This window comes from Corynebacterium gerontici (assembly GCF_003813985.1).
Classification (GTDB): domain Bacteria; phylum Actinomycetota; class Actinomycetes; order Mycobacteriales; family Mycobacteriaceae; genus Corynebacterium; species Corynebacterium gerontici.
Window position 1 is genome coordinate 1,747,190 of record NZ_CP033897.1, and the last position, 25,620, is coordinate 1,772,809.

The following is a 25,620-nucleotide window of genomic DNA, read 5'->3' on the forward strand; positions in this document are numbered from 1 at the left end:
CCAAACTTGGGCTACTTATGGGTTCGGCGAGTCGCTCGACGACGTCCCCTGCGCTGCCCACCAGACTTTGCAGCCTCGGACTTCACCGGCGCATTCGCTTTGGCTTCATGCTGCTTCGCAGGCGACTTCTTCGCCGGAGCAGGTGTGCTGCGACGAACCGCGCGGCGACGCCCCTTGCGGGACACCACCTTCACCTCAGGCGCACTCTGCTCGGCGGGTGCGGGCTCTGGTTGCTGGGGCTGCTCGAAATCCTCGCGCTTTGGCTCATGATCGGAGCGGGAGTTGCCACGCACTTTGCGGCGGCGGCGCGGGGAGGCGTCGAAAAGCTCCTTCGCCTCTTCGTAGCTGCGCGCGGGCATGTGATCGCGACCGGAGGGCTCATCGGGTTCTTCGGCCTCGGCGCGTTCGAGGGCGGCGATGGCGATGTCGGCGGTGCTGCTTTCCTTGCGGTTGCTGCGCTTATTGCGACGCTTGCGCTTCGGCGGGGTGGGCTCGTCGTTGTCGATCACGACAGCGTCGGCAAGCTCTTCAAGGGAGGGCTTTTCCTCATCCTTGTGCATCGCAACCGCCGCTGGGTGCGCGGCGGGATCCTGATGGCGCACGCCGTGGTCCTGCTTGCGGCGGAACTTCTTGGGTACCTCGGGTTCCTCGATGGGATCATCGTGGATGATCACGCCCCGGCCTTCGCAGTGCTCGCACTCGGTGGTGAACGTCTCCAACAAGCCGGTGCCCAGGCGCTTTCGCGTCATCTGCACCAGGCCAAGGGAGGTGACCTCGGAAATCTGGTGTCGGGTGCGGTCGCGCCCCAGCGCCTCAGTCAGGCGACGCAACACCAAATCCTGATTTTCAGGCAACACCATATCGATGAAGTCCACCACGATCATGCCACCCAGATCCCGCAGGCGCATTTGGCGGACGATTTCCTCGGCAGCCTCCAGGTTGTTGCGCGTCACCGTTTCTTCCAGGTTTCCACCCGAGCCAGTGAACTTGCCGGTATTGACGTCAATGACGGTCATGGCTTCGGTGCGGTCGATAACCAACGTGCCGCCAGAGGGCAGCCACACCTTGCGCGAAAGTGCCTTCTTAATCTGCTCGTCGATGCGGTATTCCTCGAAGGCGTCATGGCCATCGTGCGCATCACGGTCGAAGCGCTCCAGACGCTCCATGAGCTCCGGGGCCACCGACTGTACGTACGCCTTGACGGTGTTCCAGGAACGCGAACCGTCCACTACGAGGCGGTGGAAATCCTCGTTGAAGAGGTCGCGAACCACCTTGACCAGCATGTTCGGCTCTTCATAGAGCGTGACGGGCTGCGAGGACTTCGCCTCGCGCTGTTTTTCGGCACGCTCGGAGAGTTGATTCCACAACGTATCGAGGCGGCGGACGTCCGCATTGATCTGGTCCTCGTGCACGCCCTCGGCAGCTGTGCGGATAATGGCACCACCGTGTTCTGGCATGACGTCTTTGAGGATCTTCTTCAGACGCTGACGCTCACCGGCTGGCAGCTTCCTGGAAATGCCGGCGGATCGGCCGTTAGGCACGTACACCAGGTAGCGGCCGGCCAGTGAAACTTGCATGGTCAAACGTGCGCCCTTGTGCCCCACGGGGTCCTTGGACACCTGCACGAGCACCGGGTCGCCAGGGCGGAATGCCTGCTCGATGCGTCGGCTTCGCCCGCCCAGCCCGAGGGAACGCCAATTCACCTCGCCGGCGTATAGCACGGCGTTGCGGCCTTGCCCGATATCAATGAAGGCAGCCTCCATGCTTGGCAACACGTTTTGCACACGTCCGAGGTAGATATTGCCCACCATCGAGGATTGGGTTTCGCTGGTGACGAAGTGCTCCACCAGCATGCCGTCTTCGAGCACGCCAACTTGTGTGACAGTGCCCGGATGATCTTCGCGCTCACGTTCGCGCACCACCATGGTGCGTTCCACGGATTCGCGGCGTGCGAGGAACTCCGCTTCGGACACGATATGGCGCTTCTTGCGTTGTTCATCGCGCATTTCCGCGCGGCGTCGCCGTTGTGCTTCCAGGCGGGTGGAACCGGAGATGGCCTTCGGCTCCTCGATGACCTCAGTAGACTCGGCTACCTCCGCCTGCTGCTCGGTGGGTTCCTCATGCTTGCGCCCGCGACCGGTGCCCCGACGACCACGACGACGCTTCTTCGCGGCGGCGTCTTCCTCTTCATCATCTTCAGGTTGCGCGGCCACCGCTTCCACTGGCTTCGGGGGGATGAACACTGGGATCGCCGCAGCAACGGGGGCAGGCTTTTCGACGTCCACTGCCTCAACCTTGGGAGCCTCATCCGCGGGAGTTGCGATACCCGCATCGAGCTCCTGATCAACCTTCTGCTTGATCTGCTCGATTTCGTTTTCGACGTTCTTTTCCACGCGGTGGCGCAGTTTGCTTTCGTCAGCGGGCTGCTGCTCCCCGCGAGCCAAATGATCGAGCACAGCATTGACTTCCGCAGGAGAAAGCACAGACTGCGCCACCTTGACAATGCCGATAGTTTGCAAGGCTTCGATCATGAACTTCGAGTTCGCCTTCAATTCGCGCGTCAGCGTGTACACGCGAGTCTTTTCCGGGATATTCGAACGATCGTATTCGCGAGCTTGCTTGGCGATCATTTTTAAATCCAAAGGCTCTGCCTTTGGATACTTCCGCGGCCGCCCGGGGCTCCTTTTCGACATAGTGGTGCCTACTTCCATTGTTGTTGCATCCGGGCGCTGGTCGATGAAATGTTCTCGCCGCCGCCGCACAGATGCCGTGTAGTTGTAAAAGGTGGTAGGTCGATGTTCAGCGATCTCGCCCATACTATTGCGTGTTCCTCCGGGCGGAGCGAAGCATCAAGCCTGCCAACATTCTTTCACACCCCTGGGGCAAAAAGGCCAAAGGGCACCATCGAGAAACACGACGGTGCCCAGTAATGCTAAGGCGATCAGAGGTTCGGGAACCAGATGCTGATCTCGCGAGCAGCAGACTCCTCGGAATCGGAGCCGTGCACAACGTTGGATGCAACCTCCAAGGCGAAGTCGCCACGAATCGTGCCGGGCGTTGCCTTCGCTACGGGATCGGTGCCTCCGGCGAGCTGACGCCAGGCCTCGATAGCACGGGGACCTTCAACAACGCCAGCGATCAGCGGTGCGGAGGTGATGAAATCCACCAGCTCACCAAAGAAGGGCTTGTCGGAGTGCTCCGCGTAGTGCTTCTCGGCAGTTTCGCGATCAGCAACGCGCAGGTCAAGGGCGGCGAGCTTGAGGCCCTTGCGCTCGATGCGGGCAAGGATTTCGCCCACGAGTCCACGTTCAACGCCGTCGGGCTTGATCAGAATCAGAGTACGTTCAGTCATGCCTAGATACTCTAGCGAAACAACCCGGAACAAACCTGCGGCGGCTACCCCCGGGCGTCGAAAAGCAGCATACTGGTTGCCATGACTGCAATCGAGACCATTTCCTCCCGCGAAGTGCCGCTGGGTGGACCGCGCGCAATGAGGGTGATGCGCACGCTGCCACACAAGCAGCGCCCCACCATCGGTGCCTGGTGCTTTGCCGATCACTATGGGCCCGATGAGCTACGCATGGACGTGCCACCGCACCCACACACCGGCCTGCAGACGGTGAGCTGGCTCTTTGAAGGCGAAATCAAACACGACGACGCCGGCGACAACCACGCGCTGGTACACCCAGGTGATCTCGTCATCATGACGGCTGGCCACGGCATCTCGCACTCAGAAGTCTCGGTATCGAAACGCCTGCACGGTGTGCAATTGTGGACGGTACTGCCCTTGGAACACCGCGATACTGAGCGCCGCCTTGACGTCTACCAAGTACCGCGCACCGAACTGGACTGCGGCTACGCCTACGTCTACCTAGGCTCACTACTAGGGCAGGTCTCGCCGGTCAAGACGTTTACTCCCCTGCTCGGTGCGGAGATTGTGCTCAATCCCGGCACCACGCTTCGCCTAGAACTCAACCCCGAATTTGAGCACGGTGTGCTGCTCGACAACGGCCAAGTTGAAGTCGAGGGGGTGCGCATCGAACCCAGCGAAATTGTATATGCGGGCATCGGCGAGCACTCACTCCAGGTTCGCAACACCTCTAAGACGACGGCGCGCGTCGTGGTGCTCGGCGGCGAACCTTTCCAGGAGGAGTTCGTCATGTGGTGGAACTTCATCGGGCGCAGCCACGAAGAAATCGAACGATTCCGCCAACAATGGCAAAGCCAAGACGAACGCTTCGGCTCCTTCGAAGGCTATGAAGGCACAGGCCCCGCTTGGCTTCCCGCCCCCGCACTACCCAACGCTGCCATGCGCCCACGCAAGCCGCGCGAACCGCACGCACAAGAAAGGTAAATCGTGAAAGTTTTTGACTACGCGGAAGTGCAAGCCCGCATTTCGCCAGCGCGCGCCCTCTCCCTCCTAACTTCTGCCCTGAAATCAGGCTTTGAACCTGCCGACGACCCCGCGCGCAGCATCACCCCCGTACCCGCCGGCCAGATTCTCTCCATGCCCGCCGCGATCCCCGGATGGGCAGGCGCCAAAATTATCGGCCTGGCACCTGGGAACACGGATCTGCCGCGCATCGACGGCACCTACGTGCTTTTCGACGGCCCCACGCTCCAGCTCAAAGCCGTCATCGACGGGGTAGCACTGACCAATATTCGCACCCCCGCTGTGAGCGCCCTCGCAGCAACCAAACTGCTCGCACCCGGCGTGGTGGACAAGATGGTGGTGTTTGGCACCGGCCCTCAAGGCGTGGGGCACGCCCGCGCTCTGGCTGATCTACGCTCGGTGCGCGATTGCGTACTCGTTGGCCGCGACACGGAAAAGGCAGAGGCCGCCGTGGCCGAATTAGCATCGATGGGGATTACCGCGCGAGTTGGCTCGGCCCCTGATGCCAAGGACGCCGACGTGATCGTATGCGCCACTTCCGCCGGCTCTCCCCTCTTCGAGGCGGCAGATGTGCGCGATGACGTCTGCGTACTGGCAATCGGCTCCCACGAAACCGACCGCCGCGAGGTACCAAGCGCATTGATGTCGCGGGCGCTCGTCGTGGTGGAAGACGTTTCGACAGCTCTGCGCGAAGCCGGCGATGTGGTGATGGCGATCGAAGACGGCTCGATAGCTGAATCGGATTTGCACACGTTGAAAGGCTTGGTACTGGAAGAGGTCGAGGTGGACTACACCAAGCCGCGCGTGTTCAAGGGCACCGGCATGAGCTGGGAAGACCTCGCCGTTGCTGTGGGGATGATGGAGTAGTCAGGCAAAGTGAAACCCTGCCGCGGAAACATTCGCGACAGGGTTTTATTTGTGATCGCCACTAGTGACTGTAGCGATCCAGGTCCACCTGCGGGGTGGGCTGCAGTTCGGCAGCAGGGTTGTTGCTGACGGTGGGGTTGTGCATGTCCACGTGGGTGTCGTCGGGAAGCTCCTCATAAGGAATCTTGCCGTCGAGTACGTCGTGGACGCGCTGGCGGTCGACGGTGCTAGTCCACTTGCCCACGAGCAGGGTGGCGACAGCGTTGCCGGAGAAGTTGGTGAGCGCACGGGCTTCGGACATGAAGCGGTCGATGCCGACGATGATGCCCACGCCGTCGAGAAGCTCGGGGCGATGCGACTGCAGACCAGCGGTGAGCGCTGCGAGGCCGCCGCCGGTGACGCCTGCCGCCCCCTTCGAGGCGATAATCATAAACAGCAGCAGTGCGATCTGTTCGCCCATGTCCATGGGTTTGTTCATGGCGTCGGCGATGAAGATGGACGCCATGGTGAGGTAAATGGCGGTGCCGTCCAGATTGAAGGAGTAGCCAGTGGGCACGACGATGCCGACGGTGGACTTGTCGACGCCCACGTGTTCCATCTTTCGCATCAAGTTAGGAAGGGCGGATTCCGAGGACGATGTTGCGACGATGAGCAGGAACTCGCGCGCCAGGTACTTCACCAGTTTGAAGATGTTGAAACCGGCGAAGATCTTCAAGATCAAGCCGAGGATCACGAAGACGAAGAGGAAGCAAGTGATGTAGAAGGCCAGCATGAGGATGGCCATCTGCTTCACAGATTCGATGCCCGTTTGTCCCACTACGCCGGCGATGGCGCCGAAGGCACCGATGGGGGCGAGCCAGAGGATCATGTTGAGGATCTTGAAGGAAAGCCGCTGCAGGTGCGCGATGGCACCGAGGATGGGCTCGCCACGCTTGCCCATGGACTGCACAGCAAAGCCGGTGAGCAGCGCCACGAAGAGCACCTGAAGAATATTGCCGCTGGTGAAGGACGAGAAGATCGTGGTGGGGATAATGCCTAGGAGGAAGTCGATGGTGCCGTGGCTTTCGGCGGCGTTCTTCGCCACGAGGGAATCAGCGGCACCCTTGGATGCCTCAATGTTGAGTCCCGAGCCGGGCTGAATGAGGTTGCCCACGAGCAGGCCCACGCCGAGGGCAAAAGTGGACATGGTGATGAAGTACGCCAGGGCGAGGCCACCTGCCTTACCGACGGTTGCCGCCGCGCGCACCGAACCGATACCCAGCACGATGGTGCAGAAGATGACGGCTGGGATCATCATGACGATCAGGTGCACGAATGCGGTACCGAGCACTTTAAATCCTTTGGCAGCTTCTGGTGCTACCAGGCCGAAGATGATGCCTGCGATCACGGCGATGATGACGCCGATGTAGAGCCAGTGCGAGCGGTCTTTGTGCCCGCCTTTTGGCTCAGGGATTTTTGGGGAACTGGAGCTTGTTGCCATGCTTTTACCCTTTTTCTTTCATGCCGTGGAGCACGCGGTTACACCCGTGCTACGTATCGACGGGTTATCTCCACACCGTTTAGATTAGGGCTTGAATATTTCAGGAAAAAACCAGTGTGCGGCACGAAATCGTTGCTCATGGCACAAATAGGCAATTGTTTGCACAACAACACCTTTCGCCCCCTATGACGTGGAATTTTATCGAGCCACCACGCGGGAAAGCAAAAAGAAACGGCCACCTCCATTTGCACTTTTGGGGGTGGCCGAAAGGTTGTTACATGTGTTGCGTAGTGAGCAAACCGCGCTTCATACGCTCGATGAGATTCCTGCGCAGATATAGCAAGTACCACCAAACAGCGATAAAAATGATCGCCATGATGCCCATCGATACGTGCACGAAGACACCTAGGAGGGCGGAGACCTGGATCCCGATGTCTGCCGGGATGGCCCATTTTTTGCCCTGAACAAAGCTCAGCAACAGCATCACAGTGGCCACCGCAGTCACATACACCCAGTTGAAGGTGGTCCAATAGGCACCACCGTCGACGCGCAGGATCACCGTGAGCACGAGGTAGAAAGAAATGGCCTCCATCATCATCGTGCCAGCCATGACGCCACGCAGCCCCTTCATTGGATCCTTTTCAGGAGCGTGACCTGGGCCGAGGGGGCCGTATTCGATGGTTTCGTTCTTGCGCTTGCTCATGCGGGGTCCTTTCCAAAGAGCGTGCGGGCTTCACCAGCAGTCACCACGGAGCCGGTGATGATCACGCCTGCGCCAGATTGGATGTCGGTATCCTCGGCAAGTTCTACGGCCAGCTCCACAGCCCCTGGCAGGTAGGGCTCAACATGGACGCGTTCTTCGCCGAAGATTTCGCGGGCGTAGTCCGCAAGCACGTCCGCTTCGAGGGCGCGCGGCGAGTTCGTCTGTGTACACACCACTTCTGCCAGGTGTGGCTCGAGCGCCGCGAGCACCCCGCGGGCATCCTTGTCTCCTAACACGCCCACCACACCCACGAGTCTGGAGAACTCGAAGTCGCGGTCAAGTGCCTCTCCTAAAGCCTTGGCACCGTGAGGATTATGGGTGGCATCGACGAACACACTCGGCGTGGTACGCACTCGCTCGAGCCTGCCTGGTGACGCCACCGTGCCGAATCCCTCTTGCACGGTGTTGAGGTCGAGCGGCTTGCCCGGCGCCGCCCCGAAGAATGCTTCTACCGCAGCCAAGGCCAACGCGGCATTGCGCGCCTGGTGCGCGCCCGAGAGTGGCAGGAAGATGTCTTCATAGTCGCCGGCTAACCCACGCAGAGTGAGCTGCTGGCCACCGACGGCCACCTGGGACTGCGCCACCCCGAATTCCTGATCGAGGCGCGCCACAGCAGCATCCACCGAGACCGCCTGCTCCAGAATCACGCGCATTGCGGCCGGATCCTGGTTTGCCACAACCGCGATATTTTCGGGTGGGGTTAGCAAATCCTCGGCGTCCCAGCGCGACTTAATAATTCCGGCTTTTTCGGAGGCGATCTCCTCGATCGTCTCTCCTAAGTATTCGGTGTGGTCAAGACCGATCGGTGTGACCACGGCAACGTCAGCCGAGATCACGTTGGTGGCGTCCCAGCGCCCACCCATGCCAACTTCCACCACGGCGACGTCCACGGGGGCGTCGGCAAACGCCGCGTAAGCCATGGCGGTGAGCACTTCGAATTTGCTCATCCTCGGACCGCCTTCGGCCTCCGATTTGGCATCGATCATCTCCACATAGGGCTTGATCTCTTCCCAGGTGCGCACATAATCGCGGGGGTGGATCGGCTTGCCGTCGATGGCGATGCGCTCAGTCACGAATTGCAGGTGCGGGCTGGTGGTGCGCCCGGTTCGGCGGTGGAAGGCGCGCAGCAACGATTCGATCATGCGCACCGTCGAGGTCTTGCCGTTGGTTCCTGCCACGTGAATCGCCGGGTAGGCGCGCTCGGGGTTGCCCAGCAGATCCATCAGTGCTTGGATGCGCTCCAGGGTGGGGTCGATTTTCACTTCAGACCAGCGCTGATCCAGTTGCGCTTCAACTTCGGCCAGCGCTGCCAAGTCCTCGCGGGTGATCTCCTCTGAAGGCGCTTCTACGTGCTTGTCGTTGACGTCGATAGGCAAAGAGAGTCCCGTGGCGTCGAGCTCGACTTCGCTCATGCAAGCTCCTTCAGGCGAGCCGAAATACGTTCGACTTCATCGTGAGCCACCTGCGCACGCTCGCGAATCTTGGCCACCACAGCCTCGGGCGCCTTGGCCAGGAAGTTTTCATTTCCCAGCTTCTTGCCGGTGGTCTCAACTTCCTTTTGTGCCGCAGCGAGATCCTTTTCCAGACGCTTGCGCTCAGCTTGCTTGTCGACGGTCCCCGACGTATCCAACGCCACTTCCAGTGGCCGTTCGGACAGGCGCACCTCAATGCTGGCGCTCGACTCGAAGCCGTCCTCGGGGGCGTCCACGCGAGCCAGGGAACGCACCAACGCCTCCTGCTCCGCCAAATCTGCGGCGGCGAAGTCAATGCGAGCGGGCACGCGCTGGGAGGGCTTCACACCCTGGTCGGAGCGGAAACGACGCAGCTCAGTCACAAGCTTCTGCACGTCTTCCATGCGCTTTGCGGCGCGCTCATCGGTGGTGGCTCCACCGTTAGTAAGCTCAGCCGTAGGCCAGCTTGCCACTACCAGGGATTCTTCATCGGTGAGCGCGGTCCAGAGCACCTCGGTCACGAATGGCATCGAGGGATGCAATAGGCGCAGGATTGCGTCCAGGCAGTTGCCCAGCACAATCTTGGTGTTCTCCCCTTGCGTCGTTTCCCCCTCGCGAGGGATCTGCACCTTAGCGATTTCCAGGTACCAGTCGCAGAACTCACCCCAGGTGAACTGGAAGAGCAGCTCATTGGCCTTGGCAAATTGATAGCGATCCAGGTAGTCATCCACCTGCACTCGCACCTGCTCGAGGCGGTCAAGGATCCAACGGTCAGCGTCGCTTAGCTCCTCGCGTTTGGGCAGCATTCCGGTGCGTGCACCGTTCATCAGGGCGAACTTGGTGGCGTTGAAGAGCTTGGTGGCGAAGTTTCGAGAACTCTGAGCACTATCCTCGCCCACCGGGAGGTCCACACCGGGGTTTGCGCCGCGCACGAGGGTGAAGCGCAGCGCGTCGGCGCCGTAGTCGCGCACCCAGTCCATGGGGTTGATGCCGTTGCCCAGCGACTTACTCATCTTCCTGCCATGCTCATCGCGGACCAGACCGTGGAGGAAGAGGTCATCGAAGGGGATCTGTGGGCGCCCCTGCGTACCTTCGCCCAGCAGCTCCGGAGTTTGCAGGCCTGCGAAGGTACCGAACATCATCATGCGCGCCACCCAGAAGAACAGAATGTCGTAGGCGGTGACCAGCACGGAGGTTGGGTAGAACTTCTCCAGCTCGGGGGTCTTGTCTGGCCAGCCCATGGTGCTAAACGGCCATAGCGCGGAGGAGAACCAGGTGTCCAACACGTCCGGATCCTGCTCATAGCCCGCCGGGGGCTCGTCATCGGGGCCGCAGCACACCACTTCCCCATCGGGGCCGTACCAGATCGGGATGCGGTGCCCCCACCACAACTGGCGCGAAATGGTCCAGTCGTGCATGTCGTCCACCCAGTCGAAGTAGCGCGGCTCGGAGCTTGCCGGGTGAATGGTGGTATCGCCCTCGCGCACGGCATCGCCGGCCATCTTCGCCAGCTTCTCCACCTTCACAAACCATTGCAAGCTCAAGCGCGGCTCGATGGGTTCTCCCGAACGCTCGGAGTGTCCGACAGAGTGCATGTAGGGCCGCACTTCCTTGACGATGCGCCCCTGCTCGGCCAAAGCCTCGCGAATTTTCACGCGCGCCTCAAAGCGATCCATACCGTCAAATTCGGTGCCGGTATCGGCGATGCGGCCTTTTGCGTCCATCACGATCGGCATGTCCAGATCGTGGCGTTGGCCCATGGCGTAGTCATTCGGATCATGCGCGGGGGTGATCTTCACGGCACCAGTGCCGAACTCGGGGTCGACGTAATCATCAGCAATAATCTTTAGCTCGCGCCCCTCAATGAAGGGGTGCGGCAAGCTGGTGCCAACCAGATCCGTGTAACGCTCATCGTCCGGGTGGACGGCCACGGCGACGTCGCCAAGCATGGTTTCCACACGGGTCGTTGCCACAATGACGTGGGGCTCGTCGTCGCTGAGCGAACCATAACGGATCGAAACGAGCTCGCCCTCAACATCCTTATGCACCACCTCAATGTCGGACACAGCCGTCTCCAACACCGGCGACCAATTGATCAAACGATAATCGCGGTAAATCAGCCCCTGATCAAACATCTGCTTGAAGATGGTCTGCACCGCACGCGAAAGCCCCTCATCCAAGGTGAAACGCTCTCGAGACCAATCCACCGAGTCACCAATCGCACGCATCTGCTCCCCAATGGTGCCGCCATACTCGCGCTTCCACTCCCACACATGCTCAATGAACTCCTCGCGAGAATAATCCCAACGGGACTTCCCCTCACGCTCCTTGAGCATCGCCTCAACCTTGGACTGCGTAGCAATACCCGCATGGTCCATGCCCGGCAGCCACAACACCTCAAAGCCCTGCATACGCTTCCGGCGCACCATCGAATCCATCAACGCGTGATCCAACGCATGGCCCATATGCAACTGGCCCGTCACATTCGGCGGGGGCAACACAATCGAAAACGCCGGCTTCTCACTTGCCGCATCCGCAGTGAAATAGCCAGCCTCCACCCACCGCTGGTACAGATCAGCCTCGTGGTCCTGAGGGGCCCAAGACTTGGGCAGGCGGTTAGAAGCGTCGGGGGTTTGGGCATCATTATTGGCACTCACACCCCCATCCTAACTTTGGGCAATAGTTAGGAGAAAAGCGCCCGCAGACAAATGCCCACGAGCGCTTTGAAAAACGCAACGACCTACTTCAGCAGATCCGCGACAGCGTCGCGCTCCTCCTGGAGTTCCCTCACGTTGGCGTCGATGCGCTCACGCTGGAAGTCGTTGATTTCGAGTCCTTCAACAACCTCCCACGCACCGCCGCGCGAAATGGTGGGCAGGCCGAAAATGAGGCCTTCGGGCACACCATAGGAGCCATCGGAAGGAATGGCCGCCGAGGACCAACGCTGCGTGCCGTTGATCCAGTCGTGCATGTGGTCCACAGCCGCCGAAGCCGCCGAAGCAGCCGAAGACTTGCCTCGCACCTCGATGATCTCCGCGCCACGCTTGGCCACACGCGGGATGAACTCGTCCACATACCAATCGTGATCAAGCTTTTCGACGATCTTCTCGCCCCCAACGGTGGCGTAAGAAATGTCCGGGAACTGCGTTGCCGAGTGATTGCCCCACACCACGAGGCGCTCGAGTTCGGTGGTCTCCCTTCCTAGCTTTTCACCGAGCTGAGAAAGAGCGCGGTTGTGATCCAGGCGCATCATGGCGTTGAAGCGGTCTGCCGGAATATCCTGTGCGGCGTGCTGAGCAATCAGCGCGTTGGTGTTGGCGGGGTTGCCCACCACGAGCACGCGAATGTCATCCGCAGCGTTGTCGTTCAGAGCCTTGCCCTGCGGGCCGAAAATCTTGCCATTGGCAGCCAGCAGATCAGAACGCTCCATGCCCTTGCCACGGGGCTTCGCGCCGACGAGAAACGCCGCCGAGGTGCCGTCGAAGGCCTTGTTGGCATCGTCGGTAACGGTGATGCCGCGCAGCAGCGGGAAAGCGGAATCCAGCAGCTCCATTGCAACACCTTCGGCAGCGGTGGCTGCCTCTGGGATTTCCAGAAGCTGGAGGTGGATCGGGGTGTCCTTGCCGTAGACGTCACCGTTGGCGATGCGCCAGAGCAAGGAATAGGCGATCTGGCCTGCGGCGCCAGTGACGGCAATCTTTTTCACGTCAGTCATTTGAAGCGACTCCTTCGAAGTTCACGTTCGTTTGCCACAGCCGTTGTGAACTGCGACAAGCATTGCCCCCAGGGTAACGCGCATAACGCGGACGTGGGACGTCGAAAAGCTAATGACGCAGGTCAATGGAGTGCGGGATTTCTCACACGTGAGTGACCCCACAACCGAAGCTCAGGGTGAAATCACCCCCAAAAGTACCGAAAACCCAAGGTGGAAATCACAGTGATGTCTCAATTGCAGACAATTGCAACCCATATCCTTAGGATCAGTGCTAAGAACCATTCCTACAGACATCGATTGCAACCGCTGCACACAATCGAAAAGGAGGAAACAAGTGACGGCACTGGAACACGACACCAGCACCCCCGAAGACGTCCTCAACATCGCACTACGCATGTTCTCCACCAAAGGCTTCTCAGACGCAAAACTCGAAGCCATCGCAAAACACTCCGGCATGTCCAAGCGCATGATCCACTACCACTTCGGCGACAAAAAAGGCCTCTACCGACGCTGCCTCGAAACAGCCGTCCAAAGACTCCGCCCCAGCCCCGAAGAAATGCAACTCCAAAGCGCAGTCCCCGTCGAAGGCGTCAAAAAAGTCGTCCAAGCCGTATTCCAAACCTACGTCGACAACCCCGAAGCCGTACGCATGCTCCAAATGGAAAACCTGCACCACTACGGCAAAATCGCAGAAGCCAGCCCCCTCTCCGACCAATCCGCCATCACCCTCCAACTCGACAAACTCCTCATGCTCGGCCAAGACTCCGGCGCCTTCCGCCCCGGCATCTCAGCCCAAGACGTCTTCACCCTCATCGCCTCACTCGCCGTCTTCCGCATCAACTCCCGATCCACCACCATCAACCTCTACGGCATCGACATGATGGACGAAGACAACACAGAAGGCATGGCACGACTCGCCAGCGACAGCGTCCTCGCCTTCCTCACCTCCAACCTCAAAGCAGCCAAAGCCACCAGCTACCTCACCAACCCCGGGCAGCGCGAAGACGACAGCAACGAGAAATCCGGGGATTACGAAATTTCCTCCGACCTCTTCTCCTAACTTTCTAAGAAAGTTAGGAGAAAAGCCGCCACAGCTCGAGGCTGTGGCGGCTCAGTCGTTCCTGCGATTAGGCGGTTTTTTCCTCCGCCGCCCGCTCTCCTAACTTCGGGCCTGCGGTGCCGCGGACGGTGTCGGCGAGAATCGTCACCGACTCGATATCCTCGCGATCGGGAATGTCGTACATGATTGGCACCAGGATTTCCTCCATGATGGCGCGCAGACCGCGAGCACCTGTGCCCCGTTCGACGGCCCGATGCGCGATCACTTCCAACGCCTCGTCCTCAAACTCAAGAGTGACGCCGTCCAGTTCAAAGAGGCGCTGGTACTGTTTCACAAGCGAATTCTTCGGTTCAGTCAGCACCCTGACGAGAGCAGCCTCGTCGAGATCACGTACCGTCGCCACGACAGGCAAACGGCCAATAAATTCGGGGATCAGACCGAACTTCACCAGATCCTCAGGGCGGACGTCCTGGAAATCGACGGCGTGGCCGTCGACAAGCCCCTCTCCTAACTCTGCCCCAAACCCCAGACCGCGCTTGCCGCGGCGCTCCGCGATCACCTTCTCAAGACCCGCGAAAGCACCGGCGACGATGAACAAAACGTTCGAGGTATCCACCTGGATAAAATCCTGATTCGGGTGCTTACGACCACCCTGCGGAGGAATTGAGGCGACCGTGCCCTCAAGGATTTTCAGCAACGCCTGCTGAACGCCCTCGCCCGAAACGTCGCGAGTAATCGAAGGATTGTCAGACTTACGGGAAATCTTATCCACTTCGTCGATGTAAATGATGCCCCGCTGAGCACGCTGAACGTCAAAATCAGCGGCCTGGAGCAGCTTCAACACAATGTTCTCAACATCCTCACCCACGTAGCCGGCCTCCGTTAGAGAGGTAGCGTCAGCGATGGTAAAGGGGACGTCGAGAAGCTTCGCCAACGTCTGCGCCAAATACGTCTTACCCGTACCCGTCGGGCCCAACATCAAAATATTCGACTTCTGCAACTCCGCATCGTCGTCCTTCGGCTTAATGCCAGACTCGAGCACACGCACACGCTTGTAATGGTTGTAGACAGCCACAGCAAGCACACGCTTCGCCTCATCCTGGCCCACCACATACTTATCCAAAAACGCAGCTATCTCAGACGGACGCGGCAAACGGTCATCCGAAGACTGCTCCTCAACATGACCACTCGCGAGCTCCTCCTCAATAATCTCATTGCACAACTCAATACACTCATCGCAGATATACACCCCACCACCAGCGATAAGCTTCTTCACCTGCTTTTGGCTCTTGCCACAAAAGGAGCATTTCAAAAGGTCAGCGCTTTCCTGCATCCGTGCCATAAAAAGAAAAAACTCCCAATCTGAAGTAGAAGACGCGTGGGTCGTTAGTACTCAACACTCTAGTGCGTACGTCAAATCCCCCTCCTAACTTTCTTAGAAAGTTAGGAGGGGGATGAAAGGGTGGAAAATTAGCCGTTCATCTTTCGATAATCAAACACCTGATCCACGATCCCGTACTCCACAGCTTCCTGCGCAGTCAGGATCTTGTCACGGTCAGTGTCTTCGCGGATCTGCTCCGCGCTGCGACCGGTATGACGAGCCAGCGTCTCTTCCATCAGCACACGCATACGCTCGATCTCTTTCGCCTGGATTTCCAGATCAGAAACCTGGCCACGAGTTCCTTCGGTTGCTGGCTGGTGAATCAACACTCGCGAGTTTGGAAGGCAGGCGCGCTTTCCCGGTGCCCCGGCAGCCAACAATACAGCTGCCGCCGAAGCAGCTTGCCCAAGGCACACTGTGCGCACATCGGGGCGAACGTACTGCATCGTGTCGTAGATCGCCATCAGCGAGGTGAAGGATCCACCTGGCGAGTTAATATACATGGTGATTTCGCGGTCCGGGTCTAGGCCTTCGAGCACCAGTAGCTGCGCCATGACGTCGTTGGCTGAAGTGTCATCGACCTGCGTTCCTAGGAAGATGATGCGCTCTTCAAAGAGTTTCGCATAAGGATTCGTCTCCTTAGTTCCGTACGCCGATTGCTCGATGAAGGAAGGCAGGACGTAGCGTGATTCTGGCAAATGCATACCGTTGTTGTTCATTGTTTTCTCCTGCCTTAGTTTGCTAGTGGCCCTTGTGCTGCGGTGATGACGTGATCCACCAGTCCATACTCTTTGGCCTGCTCGGCGGTGAACCAGCGGTCGCGGTCCGAGTCCTTGGTGATCTGCTCGAAGCTTTGCCCAGTGTGCTCGGCGATAAGTTCTGCCATTTCGCGCTTGGTTTGGGCAAATTGTTCCGCTTGAATAGCGATGTCGGCAGCAGTGCCGCCTACGCCTGCCGATGGCTGGTGCATCATGATCCGTGCGTGCGGAAGGGCGTAACGCTTTCCTTTTGTGCCGCCTGAAAGCAAAAATTGGCCCATCGACGCCGCCAGCCCCATGCCGTACGTGGCGATATCGCAAGGCGAGTACGTCATGGTGTCGTAAATCGCCATGCCGGCCGTGACCGAGCCACCCGGCGAGTTGATGTAGAGCGAAATATCGCGCGTCGGATCCTCAGCCGAAAGCAGCAAAATTTGCGCGCAGAGCTTATTCGCGATCTCGTCGTTAACGTCCGTCCCTAGGAAGATGATGCGTTCACGCAACAGTCGCTCGTAGACGGAGTCACTCAGGTTCATACCTGATCCGCTTTGCAGTACCGGGTTGTTGCCACTCATGACGAGATGCTCCTTCAAGTTTGTTCCCGCCTCCTAACCCTTGTCGAAAGTTAGGAGGGTGTTTGAATGGCACCTACGTTACCTTCCCCGCCCCCGCAGGGCGCCCCCTGTTCGCTATTAGCGTGTACTGCTCGTGATGAGCTGCTGAATTCTTCGTTTCGCGAGGCTTTGCCATTCTTTATGGTGGCGAAATTCTTCAAACATGCGATTGGCGATGACTCTTCCAGAGTTTTGGGTCGGCGGGAGGTCATTGGTGATGATTTCGTCGCTCCCAAGCGGTTTGTGCCCCACTCGGCCGGTGTGGGGTTCGCGTTCGTAGCGCCCGTTTTTTGGTTTCGTGGGGTCATCGTCGTTGCGTGCGTGGTGTGTGGCGCACACGGCCACGAGATTTTCTTGGCTGGATTCTCCGCTTTTCGACGCCGCCTGCACATGATGCATTTCGCAGTTGATCGCACGCCGGTGGCATTCGGGGTGCGCGCACAACACTTGATCCGCCTGAGCCACGAGCCGCTGAGTATTGTTTGCAAAACGTCCGGAATTGTCGTGTATTGGTTCGATCGGAAGGATTCCCACGGGTTCCGGGGCGCCAGTTTCGGCGTTTTCCCCGTAGCAAAGCGCTATTCCTTGGTCGCGGAGGATCGCGTCGGCAAGCTTAGAAAAGTGGATCTGCGCACCATCTGTGGTGGCGAGCATCCCACTGCCGACGTGCCGCGCGCCTGTCAACGGAACAATTACCATCGCCCCACGTTTCCCCTCCTCCTTATTGTGATCGGAAGTTAGGAGGGAGAAGGCAGCGTCCGCCATGGCTTGGCTGTGCGACAGTGCCCCATCCTTTCGCCTGAGGCGTCTGGCCTGCCGATGGAGGGAGGATTCGACGTTGGCCATATGGGTGTCCGCAAGCGAAAGGTGGAGATGCCGTTGGCCTCCAGCATCGGCGGTGGCGGAGATACGCACGGAACGGCGCCATGGGGTGTGTTCATTGCCGTTGAGTTCGCGCACTCGTGACGTGGCGTGCGCCTTGACCTCGGCAACGCTTCTCCCCTCCGCCCAGTCATATAGCTCGAGACGGAGCTCCTCACGGCCCACTTCCGCGTGCTTGGACAGGGACCGCACCGCCGCATTAATAGCCCGTAGCACCTCAATTCCTAGGAGGTTGCGCTGAGCCGTCGCGATGGAACGCTCGCGCAGCACGGACGCTTCGGCCGGACCAAACAGTACCTTGCCCAACGCTAGAACGCTGCCCACCCAACTCTCACCCAAACCGGTGCGCTTAGCGATCTCGTTGCGATCGTGGCCTTCAAGATGTAGTCGGTGAAAGTGTTCTACAAGTTCAACGCCCCGCGAGGCGAAAATTTCTAATGCCCCCGAAATCTCCATGCAGCCATAGTGCAAATTCGAGCAAACGCGGGGCAAGGAATACGGGAAGAAATTTTTGGCTGTGGATAACTTTGGCTGAAATGGCGCGTTTTCGCCCCGTGGCTGTGGAAAACCCCTCCTAACTTTCTGCGAAAGTTAGGAGGGGTTTGGGGAAGGAGGTTTTACTCCGCGCCCTCTTCTACTTCTTCTTCACCGTAGTACTCGGCGGGATCGACGTTGTTGCCATCTTCGTCTGTGACGGTGGTGCGGCAGATGGCTGCTGCGAGGGCTTTGCCACGGCGGACGTCGGCGAAGAGGTTTGCGATTTGGCCGGACTGTTGGAGTTGCATGACGAACTCGTTGGGGTCCATGCCGTAGCTTTGCGCAGTGAACAAGATGTGGTCGGTGAGCTCTTGCTGGCTGACCTCCGGCTGTTCTTCTTCGGCGACTGCGTCGAGGAAGAGTTGGGTGCGCACTGCTTCTTCGGAGTTCTTGCGGTTGTTGGCGTCGAACTCTTCGCGGTCCATGCCCTGGGACTCGAGGATCGAGTTGAGCATTTTTTCGTCGCCGCCGAATTGGCCGAGGATTTGGTGCAGTTGTGCGTGTACCTGCTCGTCGACGACGCCCTGGGGCAGTTCGAAGTCGGTTTCTGCGAGGGCTGCCTTGAGCACTTCGTCGCGAATGGCGCCGGCTTGGGTGGTCTTGGCTTGTTGCTCGACCTGCTCCTTAGTGGAGTCGCGGAGCTCTTCGACGGTGTCGAATTCGGAGGCCATTTGGACGAATTCTTCGTCGAGTTCGGGCAGCTTGCGTTCTTTGGTTTGCTGCACGGTGACGGTGACGGTGGCTTCTTTGCCTTCGTGCTCGCCGTTTTCCAGGGTGGTGGTGAAGTCGCCGGATTCGCCGGTCTTCATGCCACGAAGCGCGGTGTCGAGCCCCTTGATGAGGTCACCGGAGCCGACCTGGTAGGACATGCCCTCGGTGGCGGCTTCTTCGATTTCTTCGCCGTCGACGGTTGCTTTGAGGTCGATGACGGCGAAATCGTCGGTCTTGAGCTTGCGCTTGGTGTCTTTGAGCTCACCGAAACGCTCACGGAGTTGATCAATTTGCTTTTCGACGGCCTCGTCGTCCACCTTCAACGCCGGCACGGTCACGCTGATCTTCGAGAAATCGGGCACGGTGATTTCTGGGCGCACGTCCACCTCGGCGGTGAATTCAACCAGCTCGTTGTCTTCGATCTTGGTGATGTCGATGTTGGGCTGACCGATCACGGCCAGCTCATGCTCTTCGCAAGCCTGCTGATAGCGAGACGGAAGCATGTCGTTAACCACCTGCTCCAGCAGCGGGCCACGGCCAACGCGGGCGTCGATAAGCTGGCGTGGAGCCTTGCCGCGACGGAAACCCGGAATATTGATCTGCTGAGCCAAGGCGCTATACGCCTGATCAACTTCCGACTTCAGTTCCTCGAAAGGAACCTCAACGGTGAGCTTGACACGAGTCTCGCTCAGCTTTTCGACGGAACTCTTCACGAGTCACTCTCCTGGTCACATTGATTTCATTGAAAAAATCCCTCCACCCAAAGCGATGGAGGGATTCATGTCGGGACGACAGGATTTGAACCTGCGACCCCCTGCTCCCAAAGCAGGTGCGCTACCAAGCTGCGCCACGTCCCGCGACCTCATTTGAAGGCGTGATTATGCAGTGTACATTGCCGAAGCCAAAACTACGATATCGCCCCCTCCTAACTCCTCAAAACCGCAGGACAATGCCACGAAGCTAGGAGGGAGTTTGCCTTTCAACCATGAAAGACTTAGATTACTTAAGCAGGCGGCAAGCCAGTGGGAATGTCGTATAGTGGCTAATACCTCAGCCTTCCAAGCTGAAGACGCGGGTTCGATTCCCGTCATTCCCTCCAAAAAACCTCCGACGCAACACCAAGCGTTCGGAGGTTTTCTCGTTCTAATCGGTTCCGCGAGAACGCCAAAAAGCTGCAAAAGTGCAGTTCAGGGGAATAATGGCACTGAGCAGGGGGAGTTCCATTTTTTCAATAAGCGACCTACTATATATCCCATGACACCGAAGATCATTGATGCGGACACCGGCACCGAGCTTTGGACAGCGGTGGATTGCGCAGAATACTCAGGAACCGCACGCGGCACCTTCACAAGCTACGCAGGACGCGGACGCGCCCCAGCCCCAGCCGCCAAACTCCACGGGCTTACACTCTGGAACTCTGAGGAAATCAAAGCGTGGGTTGAGCAACGTGCCCGCAAATCCTAACTTGCGCCAATAGTTAGGAGGGGGATTGCAATCGACTGCCCCCAAAGTTATCCACATACACTTCGGCCACTTACCCAAACTGTGGATAAGTGGCCGAAAGTTTAACTTTGCGATTTTAGGCTTCTGGCTGGACTCTGTCGTCCTCGTACTTCGCGAGGATGTCGATGCGGCGCTGGTGCCTCTCCTCCTGACTCCATGCGCTAGTTAGGAAGGAGTCGACGATCGCCAGAGCTTCTTCCTCGGAGTGCATCCGCCCGCCGATCCCGATGAGCTGTGCGTTGTTGTGTTCGCGGGCGAGTTTGGCGGTTTCGACGGACCAGGCCAGAGCGCAGCGGGCGCCTTTGACTTTGTTAGCGGCGATTTGTTCGCCGTTGCCGGAGCCGCCGAGAACGATGCCGAGGGAGCCGGGGTCGGCGACGACACGGGTGGCGGCGTCGATGCAGAAGGCTGGGTAGTCGTCGTTGGCGTCGTATTCGTGGGCGCCGCAATCGATAACTTCGTGGCCTTGAGCTTCTAGGTGCTTGGCGATGGCATTTTTTGTGTCGAACCCTGCATGGTCCGCTCCGAGGTATACACGCATGGGGGTTATTCTACGCGTCGAATTGTGGGTTTTCGGTGCGCGAGCGCTTCAGTTCGAAGAAGTGGGGGTAGTTGCCGAGGGTGACGGAGGCGTCGAAAAGCTTGCCCGCTTCCTCGCCTTTGGGGATGCGGGTGAGGACGGGGCCGAAGAAGGCGGCGTCTCCGAGTTTGAGCACGGGGGTGCCGACGTCGTTGCCGACCGCGTCCATGGCTTGCTGATGGAATTCGCGCATTTGCTTGTCGACGTCCTCCGTGTTCGCCACTTCCGCTATCGCAGGATTCAGGTCGAGCTCATCGAGGGTTTGTGCGATCACGTCGTCGTAGGCTCCGAACCCGTGGCGGCCGCCCTGGCCCTCATTGTGCAGTTTGGTGCCGATGGCGGTGTAGAAATCGTCGAGGCGCTCCGGGGCTTCGAGCGCCACCTTCGTGGCAACGCGTGCAGGGCCCCACGCTGCTTTGATGTGTTCCTTGTAGTCGTCGGAAAGTTCCTCGCGGCCCTCGTTGAGCACACCGAGGCTCATCGGCACCCAGTGCACCTCGACGTCGCGAACCTGCTCTACCTGCTTCATCCATCGCGAAGTTATCCAGCAGAAGGGGCAGGTGGCGTCGAACCAGAACGTTACTTTTTCACTCATCGTCTCTCTCGGAATTCCTTGCGTAAGTTAGGAGGGGAATGTGACCCCGATTGTAGGAGGAAATGAAGATCGTGTCGTCAATCAACTTGACCCGCGAGGAGGCGCAGCGCCGCGCGGAGTTGCTGCACGTGCGCAATTACCGCATTGTCTTGGATCTCACGAGTTCGCAGGGAACGTTTGAATCCCGGACGTTGGTGTCCTTCGAAGCATTGGCGGAGGGGCAGACGTTCATCGATCTCCGCGCGCGCGTGGTGCACAAAGTGGTGCTTGACGACGTCGACGTGACCGACACCGCCGTCCCCGTGCGCGGTGGCGTCTACGAAGAATCTCAGGGAATTGCCCTCGATCTCGCTGCGGGCGAGCACGAGCTCGTCGTTGAAGCCACGATCCCTTACTCCAACTCCGGCCAAGGCTTGCACCGCTTCGTCGACCCGGAAGACGACAAGGTGTACCTCTACACCCAGTTCGAGACCGCCGACGCGAAGCGCATGTTCGCGTGCTTCGACCAGCCCGACCTCAAGGCCACCTACGACTTTGAAATCACCGCGCCGAAGCATTGGAAAGTCGTCACCAACGCGGCCAGCGAAGTCACCGATGCAGGCGAGGCCAAAGTCCACCGCTCACGCATCGACTATCCCCTGTCCACCTACCTGGTGGCAGTGTGCGCGGGCGAATACCACGAGGTATCAGATGAGTGGACCGGCACGCTGACGCACCATGAAGAAACGCCGGCCGAACAGCCACACGAGCTGAGCATCCCAATGTCCATCTACTGCCGCGCCTCGCTGGCGAAACATTTAGACGTCGACAAGCTTTTCGAACAAACCAAACAAGGCTTCGACTTCTACCATGCCAACTTCGGCATGGCCTACCCCTTCGGCAAATACGACCAGCTCTTCGTACCCGAATTCAACATGGGTGCCATGGAAAACGCCGGCGCCGTGACCTTCCGCGACGAATACATTTTCACCTCCAAAGTCACCGACTACCGCTACGAACGCCGCTGCGACACCATCCTCCACGAAATGGCACACATGTGGTTCGGCGACCTCGTCACCATGCAGTGGTGGGGCGACCTCTGGCTCAACGAATCCTTCGCCACCTGGGCCGCAGCCACGAGCCAAGCCGAAGCCACCGAATTCACCAACGCCTGGGTCACCTTCGCCAACGTCGAAAAGTCCTGGGCACTCCAACAAGACCAACTCCCCACCACACACCCCATCACCGCCGACGCCAGCGACATCGAAACCGTCGAGCAAAACTTCGACGGCATCACCTACGCCAAAGGCGCCTCCGTACTCAAACAACTCCAAGCATACGTCGGGCGCGATGCCTTCTTCGCCGGGGTGCGCACACACTTTGCCACGCACGCCTACGGCAACGCCACATTCGGCGATCTCCTCGAAGCGCTCGAAAGCGCCTCGGGCAGGGACCTTAGCGGGTGGGCTGGGCAATGGCTCAAGACCACGGGCGTCAACCCCCTCTCTCCTAACTTTGAGCAAAAGTTAGGAGAGTATACGAAGTTTGAAATCCACCAAGGCCCCGCAGCCCCCGGCGCTGGCGAGCTGCGCACCCACCGCGTGGCCGTCGGTCTCTACCGCCTCGAAGGCGATCAGGTGCGCAGGTTCAAGCGCGTCGAGATCGATGTCGAGGGCGCTGTGACCCCCGTGCCCGAACTCGTTGGATGCGAGGTCGCGGATCTGGTGCTCGTCAATGATGACGACCTCACCTACTGCCTCATGCAGCTCGATGAGGGCTCGCGCGATTTTGTCCTGAACAACATCGATAAGATCAGCGACGCGATGCCCCGCACCCTGTGCTGGTCAGCAGCGTGGGAGGCGACGCGCGCCGGGGCGATGCGATCCCGCGATTTCCTGGCGCTCGTCGAACGCGGGGCTCGCGGGGAGGATCAAATTGCTGTGCTCGAGCGCGTCCTGCTGCAGGCTCGGCGCGCCCTGCACTTCTACGCCGACCCGACGTGGGCGCGCAACGAGGGCCGTGAGCTGCTCGAACGCATTTGCTTCGAGGGAGCGAGGCATGCCGAGCCGGGCAGCGACAAGCAACTCTCCTTCCTCCTCACTTTGGCCAACCTCGAAATTTCCGATTCCACGGCAAGCCTGTTCGAGCAATTGCTTGTCGACGACACCTCCGGCATCCCCGGCGTGGTCGTCGACACGGATCTGCGCTGGCAACTGCTGAGCGCACTGATTGCGAACGGTCGGGTTGAAGGCGCGGACGTCGAAAAGCGAATTGAAGAGCTGCTGGCCAAGGATCCAACCTCTGCGGCGAAACTCTTTGCGCTGAAGGCCCACGCGGCGCAGCCAGACCCGGAGGTCAAGCGCGCCGTGTTCGATGAACTTGCGGACCCGGCGAATACGATGTCGAACCTGTATCGCCGCCACAAGATCGAAGGCCTCCGCGCCCCAGCCTCCACGCACGCGCTGCAAGGGCTCAACGACGCCATCTTCGAATCCGCCGAATCCCTGTGGCGCGACATGTCTTCGGAAGTCGCCCTTGTCACCGTCACCGGCCTATACCCCGGCTGGGACATCAGCGAAAAGGCCACTCAACGCGCCGAAACCTTCCTCGAACGCGAACTGCCCGCCGGCCTGCGCCGCGTTATCGCCGAAGGACTCGCCGATCAGCAGCGCGCGCTGCGGAATCGCGCAGCAGACCTCTCCTAACTGTCCTCAATAGTTAGGAGGGAGGAGGAGATGTCTTCCAACAGATCCTCCAGGTCCTCGATCCCCACCGAAATCCTCACGAGCTCACGCGGAACTTCCAACGCGGAGCCGTTGACGGATTGGTGGGTCATGCTGGCGGGGTGCTCGACGAGCGATTCGACGCCGCCGAGGGATTCCGCCAAGAGGATGAGCTTGGTGTTGAGGCAGAAGCTTCTGGCGGCTTCTTCGTTGTGGAAGAGGACGGAGATCATGGCGCCGGGGCGTCGCATCTGCTTCTTGGCTACCTCGTAGCCGGGGTTGGAAGCCAGGCCGGGGTAATAGACTTTGGCCACGCGGGGGTCGGCTTCGAGGTGTTCGGCGATGGCTTGTGCGTTGTCGCAGTGGCGTTCCATACGGACGGCGAGCGTTTTGATGCCGCGGGCAGTGAGGTAGGCGTCGAAGGGCGAGCTGATGGCGCCGGCGTCGCCTTGGAAACCGTAGGCGAGTTCGTCGAATTGTTCGTCGTTGGTGAGCAGCGCGCCGCCGACGACGTCCGAGTGCCCTCCTAAGTATTTGGTAGCGGAGTGCAACACGACGTCGGCTCCAAGTTCGAGGGGGCGCTGGAGGTAGGGGGTGGCGAAGGTGTTGTCGACCACGAGTTTGGCGGCGTGCCCTTCGATTTGCTTTGCGACGTCCGCAATGTCGCTAATGCCAAGCGCCGGGTTGGTGGGCGTTTCCAGCCACACTACGGCCGTGTTGTCCTGGAGCGCGTCGTGGACGGCATTGGGTTGTGTGGTGTCGACGACGCTGCATTCCACGCCCCACTCGCCGAAGACTTTGTCGATGAGCCTGAAGGTACCGCCATAGGCGTCATGCCCGAGGATCATGTGCTTACCGGGGCGCAACAGGACGCGCAACGCGACGTCGGTAGCGGCCATGCCAGAAGCGAAGACGCGACAGTATTGGGCGCGCTCAAGTGCGGCGATGGTCCGTTCAAGTGCGGCGATGGTGGGGTTGCCCACCCGGGAGTATTCAAAGCCTCCGCGAAGCTCGTTAATGCCGTTTTGGGCAAAGGTGGTGGACGCGTAGATGGGTGTATTAACCGGCCCGTAGAGGGAATCTGGGTCGTAGCCTGCGTGGATGGCGGCGGTGGAAAAGCCCTGAGTCATGGCGTCATCCTTTGTTTAGTCGTTGTCGGGTGTGACACCACATACTAGACCAAGCGGTTCAGTAGGCGTGTGTGGGGTGAATAAAAATCCGCTCTAAGCTTGACGCCATGAGCCAAGCAACGCTATTTGACACCGTCGGAGGCCAAGCGACCTTCGATGAAGTGGTGCACCGCTTTTATCTGCGTGTGCGCGAAGACGACATCCTCGGACCTATGTACCCGGCAGATGATTGGGAGGGCGCCGAGGCGCGCCTTCGAATGTTCCTCACCCAATACTGGGGCGGCCCTACCGATTATTCGGAGCAGCGCGGGCACCCTCGCCTCCGGATGCGCCACGCACACTTTCACATTGACTCCAAGGCTGCGCAGCGCTGGTTGGAGCTGATGGACGCCGCGATTGATGACGTGGACGTCGAAAAGTTAGGAGAAGCACAGCGAGCTGCCATGCGCGAACACATGCAGCGGGTCGCGTACATGCTCATCAACGCGGCAGGCTGAG

General features: G+C 59.5%; 21 protein-coding genes and 2 tRNA genes. 7 read left to right on the plus strand and 16 right to left on the minus strand.

The features are described from left to right. Window positions 1-11 precede the first annotated feature (11 nt). Both CGERO_RS08135 and ndk read right to left on the minus strand, forming a co-directional pair. On the minus strand, window positions 12-2,630 hold the full coding sequence (locus CGERO_RS08135) for a translation initiation factor IF-2 N-terminal domain-containing protein (protein ID WP_245998911.1): 2,619 nt from the start codon (window positions 2,628-2,630) through the stop codon (window positions 12-14). Between the two features lie 311 nt (window positions 2,631-2,941). Beyond that, the gene (gene ndk, locus CGERO_RS08140) at window positions 2,942-3,352 is read right to left on the minus strand and encodes a nucleoside-diphosphate kinase (RefSeq protein WP_123934925.1); all 411 of its coding nucleotides are present in this window, start codon (window positions 3,350-3,352) and stop codon (window positions 2,942-2,944) included. Window positions 3,353-3,433: 81 nt separating this feature from the next. Here ndk and CGERO_RS08145 point away from each other — a divergent pair, with 81 nt between their 5' ends. Both CGERO_RS08145 and CGERO_RS08150 read left to right on the plus strand, forming a co-directional pair. Then, complete coding sequence (locus CGERO_RS08145; RefSeq protein ID WP_123934927.1) at window positions 3,434-4,354, plus strand: pirin family protein; 921 nt, start codon at window positions 3,434-3,436, stop codon at window positions 4,352-4,354. Window positions 4,355-4,357: 3 nt separating this feature from the next. Beyond that, window positions 4,358-5,260, plus strand: coding sequence for an ornithine cyclodeaminase family protein (locus CGERO_RS08150; protein WP_245998815.1), 903 nt, complete (start codon window positions 4,358-4,360; stop codon window positions 5,258-5,260). A gap of 61 nt (window positions 5,261-5,321) precedes the next feature. Here CGERO_RS08150 and CGERO_RS08155 read toward each other — a convergent pair whose 3' ends face one another. The 5 genes from CGERO_RS08155 to CGERO_RS08175 all read right to left on the minus strand — a co-directional run bounded on the left by CGERO_RS08155 (window position 5,322) and on the right by CGERO_RS08175 (window position 12,669). Beyond that, window positions 5,322-6,740, minus strand: coding sequence for a cation:dicarboxylate symporter family transporter (locus tag CGERO_RS08155; RefSeq protein WP_123934931.1), 1,419 nt, complete (start codon window positions 6,738-6,740; stop codon window positions 5,322-5,324). A 274-nt stretch (window positions 6,741-7,014) separates the two neighbouring features. Further along, window positions 7,015-7,443: a DUF4233 domain-containing protein gene (locus CGERO_RS08160; protein WP_123934933.1), complete on the minus strand. Its 429-nt coding sequence runs from the start codon at window positions 7,441-7,443 to the stop codon at window positions 7,015-7,017. Continuing rightward, window positions 7,440-8,915 carry a bifunctional tetrahydrofolate synthase/dihydrofolate synthase gene (folC, locus tag CGERO_RS08165; RefSeq protein ID WP_123934935.1) on the minus strand — a complete coding sequence of 492 codons (1,476 nt, stop codon included), beginning with the start codon at window positions 8,913-8,915 and terminating at the stop codon, window positions 7,440-7,442. The genes CGERO_RS08160 and folC overlap by 4 nt, the downstream gene beginning before the upstream one ends. After that, window positions 8,912-11,611 (minus strand): valine--tRNA ligase, encoded by a 2,700-nt coding sequence (locus tag CGERO_RS08170; RefSeq protein ID WP_123934937.1) that lies wholly within the window; start codon window positions 11,609-11,611, stop codon window positions 8,912-8,914. The genes folC and CGERO_RS08170 overlap by 4 nt, the downstream gene beginning before the upstream one ends. A gap of 83 nt (window positions 11,612-11,694) precedes the next feature. Further along, window positions 11,695-12,669 carry a malate dehydrogenase gene (locus CGERO_RS08175; RefSeq protein ID WP_123934939.1) on the minus strand — a complete coding sequence of 325 codons (975 nt, stop codon included), beginning with the start codon at window positions 12,667-12,669 and terminating at the stop codon, window positions 11,695-11,697. A 334-nt stretch (window positions 12,670-13,003) separates the two neighbouring features. Between CGERO_RS08175 and CGERO_RS08180 the strand changes: the two genes are divergently transcribed. Beyond that, entirely contained in the window at window positions 13,004-13,729 is a 726-nt protein-coding gene (locus tag CGERO_RS08180) for a TetR/AcrR family transcriptional regulator (protein WP_245998816.1), read from the plus strand. Between the two features lie 67 nt (window positions 13,730-13,796). Here CGERO_RS08180 and clpX read toward each other — a convergent pair whose 3' ends face one another. From clpX to CGERO_RS08210, 6 genes are all read right to left on the minus strand, one after another. Next, window positions 13,797-15,071, minus strand: a complete 1,275-nt coding sequence (gene clpX, locus CGERO_RS08185) for an ATP-dependent Clp protease ATP-binding subunit ClpX (RefSeq protein ID WP_123934941.1) — start codon at window positions 15,069-15,071, stop codon at window positions 13,797-13,799. A 128-nt stretch (window positions 15,072-15,199) separates the two neighbouring features. After that, window positions 15,200-15,829 (minus strand): ATP-dependent Clp protease proteolytic subunit, encoded by a 630-nt coding sequence (locus CGERO_RS08190; protein ID WP_123934943.1) that lies wholly within the window; start codon window positions 15,827-15,829, stop codon window positions 15,200-15,202. 14 nt (window positions 15,830-15,843) lie between these two features. Beyond that, window positions 15,844-16,443 carry an ATP-dependent Clp protease proteolytic subunit gene (locus tag CGERO_RS08195; protein ID WP_123934945.1) on the minus strand — a complete coding sequence of 200 codons (600 nt, stop codon included), beginning with the start codon at window positions 16,441-16,443 and terminating at the stop codon, window positions 15,844-15,846. Window positions 16,444-16,560: 117 nt separating this feature from the next. After that, complete coding sequence (locus tag CGERO_RS08200) at window positions 16,561-17,820, minus strand: HNH endonuclease (RefSeq protein WP_123934947.1); 1,260 nt, start codon at window positions 17,818-17,820, stop codon at window positions 16,561-16,563. A 161-nt stretch (window positions 17,821-17,981) separates the two neighbouring features. Next, window positions 17,982-19,325, minus strand: coding sequence for a trigger factor (gene tig / locus CGERO_RS08205; protein ID WP_123934949.1), 1,344 nt, complete (start codon window positions 19,323-19,325; stop codon window positions 17,982-17,984). A gap of 70 nt (window positions 19,326-19,395) precedes the next feature. Beyond that, a tRNA-Pro gene (locus CGERO_RS08210) sits at window positions 19,396-19,469 on the minus strand. Between the two features lie 167 nt (window positions 19,470-19,636). Here CGERO_RS08210 and CGERO_RS08215 point away from each other — a divergent pair. Together CGERO_RS08215 and CGERO_RS08220 are read left to right on the plus strand one after the other, a co-directional pair. Beyond that, window positions 19,637-19,711 (plus strand) — tRNA-Gly (locus tag CGERO_RS08215). A 155-nt stretch (window positions 19,712-19,866) separates the two neighbouring features. Beyond that, window positions 19,867-20,076: a helix-turn-helix transcriptional regulator gene (locus tag CGERO_RS08220; protein ID WP_123934951.1), complete on the plus strand. Its 210-nt coding sequence runs from the start codon at window positions 19,867-19,869 to the stop codon at window positions 20,074-20,076. A 115-nt stretch (window positions 20,077-20,191) separates the two neighbouring features. On the opposite strand, the gene CGERO_RS08225 is transcribed toward CGERO_RS08220, so the two are convergent. Both CGERO_RS08225 and CGERO_RS08230 read right to left on the minus strand, forming a co-directional pair. Beyond that, window positions 20,192-20,656 (minus strand): ribose-5-phosphate isomerase, encoded by a 465-nt coding sequence (locus tag CGERO_RS08225; protein ID WP_123934953.1) that lies wholly within the window; start codon window positions 20,654-20,656, stop codon window positions 20,192-20,194. Window positions 20,657-20,666: 10 nt separating this feature from the next. Then, complete coding sequence (locus tag CGERO_RS08230; protein ID WP_123934955.1) at window positions 20,667-21,290, minus strand: DsbA family protein; 624 nt, start codon at window positions 21,288-21,290, stop codon at window positions 20,667-20,669. A gap of 71 nt (window positions 21,291-21,361) precedes the next feature. On the opposite strand from CGERO_RS08230, the gene pepN reads away from it, so the two are divergent. Then, the gene (gene pepN, locus CGERO_RS08235) at window positions 21,362-23,974 is read left to right on the plus strand and encodes an aminopeptidase N (RefSeq protein WP_123936078.1); all 2,613 of its coding nucleotides are present in this window, start codon (window positions 21,362-21,364) and stop codon (window positions 23,972-23,974) included. Here the strand turns inward: pepN and CGERO_RS08240 are convergent. Beyond that, window positions 23,971-25,122, minus strand: coding sequence for a cystathionine gamma-synthase (locus CGERO_RS08240; RefSeq protein WP_123934957.1), 1,152 nt, complete (start codon window positions 25,120-25,122; stop codon window positions 23,971-23,973). The two genes, pepN and CGERO_RS08240, sit on opposite strands and share 4 nt — an antisense overlap. A gap of 107 nt (window positions 25,123-25,229) precedes the next feature. On the opposite strand from CGERO_RS08240, the gene CGERO_RS08245 reads away from it, so the two are divergent. Then, window positions 25,230-25,619: a globin gene (locus tag CGERO_RS08245; protein ID WP_123934959.1), complete on the plus strand. Its 390-nt coding sequence runs from the start codon at window positions 25,230-25,232 to the stop codon at window positions 25,617-25,619. Window position 25,620 lies beyond the last annotated feature (1 nt).

Bases quoted from the DNA above. Each gene is read 5' to 3' on its own strand.
- CGERO_RS08135 (WP_245998911.1), bottom strand. From the start codon at position 2,630: ATGATCGCCAAGCAAGCTCGCGAATACGATCGTTCGAATATCCCGGAA.
- ndk (WP_123934925.1), bottom strand. From the start codon at position 3,352: ATGACTGAACGTACTCTGATTCTGATCAAGCCCGACGGCGTTGAACGT.
- CGERO_RS08145 (WP_123934927.1), top strand. From the start codon at position 3,434: ATGACTGCAATCGAGACCATTTCCTCCCGCGAAGTGCCGCTGGGTGGA.
- CGERO_RS08155 (WP_123934931.1), bottom strand. From the start codon at position 6,740: ATGGCAACAAGCTCCAGTTCCCCAAAAATCCCTGAGCCAAAAGGCGGG.
- CGERO_RS08160 (WP_123934933.1), bottom strand. From the start codon at position 7,443: ATGAGCAAGCGCAAGAACGAAACCATCGAATACGGCCCCCTCGGCCCA.
- folC (WP_123934935.1), bottom strand. From the start codon at position 8,915: ATGAGCGAAGTCGAGCTCGACGCCACGGGACTCTCTTTGCCTATCGAC.
- CGERO_RS08175 (WP_123934939.1), bottom strand. From the start codon at position 12,669: ATGACTGACGTGAAAAAGATTGCCGTCACTGGCGCCGCAGGCCAGATC.
- clpX (WP_123934941.1), bottom strand. From the start codon at position 15,071: ATGGCACGGATGCAGGAAAGCGCTGACCTTTTGAAATGCTCCTTTTGT.
- CGERO_RS08190 (WP_123934943.1), bottom strand. From the start codon at position 15,829: ATGAACAACAACGGTATGCATTTGCCAGAATCACGCTACGTCCTGCCT.
- CGERO_RS08195 (WP_123934945.1), bottom strand. From the start codon at position 16,443: ATGAGTGGCAACAACCCGGTACTGCAAAGCGGATCAGGTATGAACCTG.
- CGERO_RS08200 (WP_123934947.1), bottom strand. From the start codon at position 17,820: ATGGAGATTTCGGGGGCATTAGAAATTTTCGCCTCGCGGGGCGTTGAA.
- CGERO_RS08220 (WP_123934951.1), top strand. From the start codon at position 19,867: ATGACACCGAAGATCATTGATGCGGACACCGGCACCGAGCTTTGGACA.
- CGERO_RS08225 (WP_123934953.1), bottom strand. From the start codon at position 20,656: ATGCGTGTATACCTCGGAGCGGACCATGCAGGGTTCGACACAAAAAAT.
- CGERO_RS08230 (WP_123934955.1), bottom strand. From the start codon at position 21,290: ATGAGTGAAAAAGTAACGTTCTGGTTCGACGCCACCTGCCCCTTCTGC.
- CGERO_RS08240 (WP_123934957.1), bottom strand. From the start codon at position 25,122: ATGACTCAGGGCTTTTCCACCGCCGCCATCCACGCAGGCTACGACCCA.
- CGERO_RS08245 (WP_123934959.1), top strand. From the start codon at position 25,230: ATGAGCCAAGCAACGCTATTTGACACCGTCGGAGGCCAAGCGACCTTC.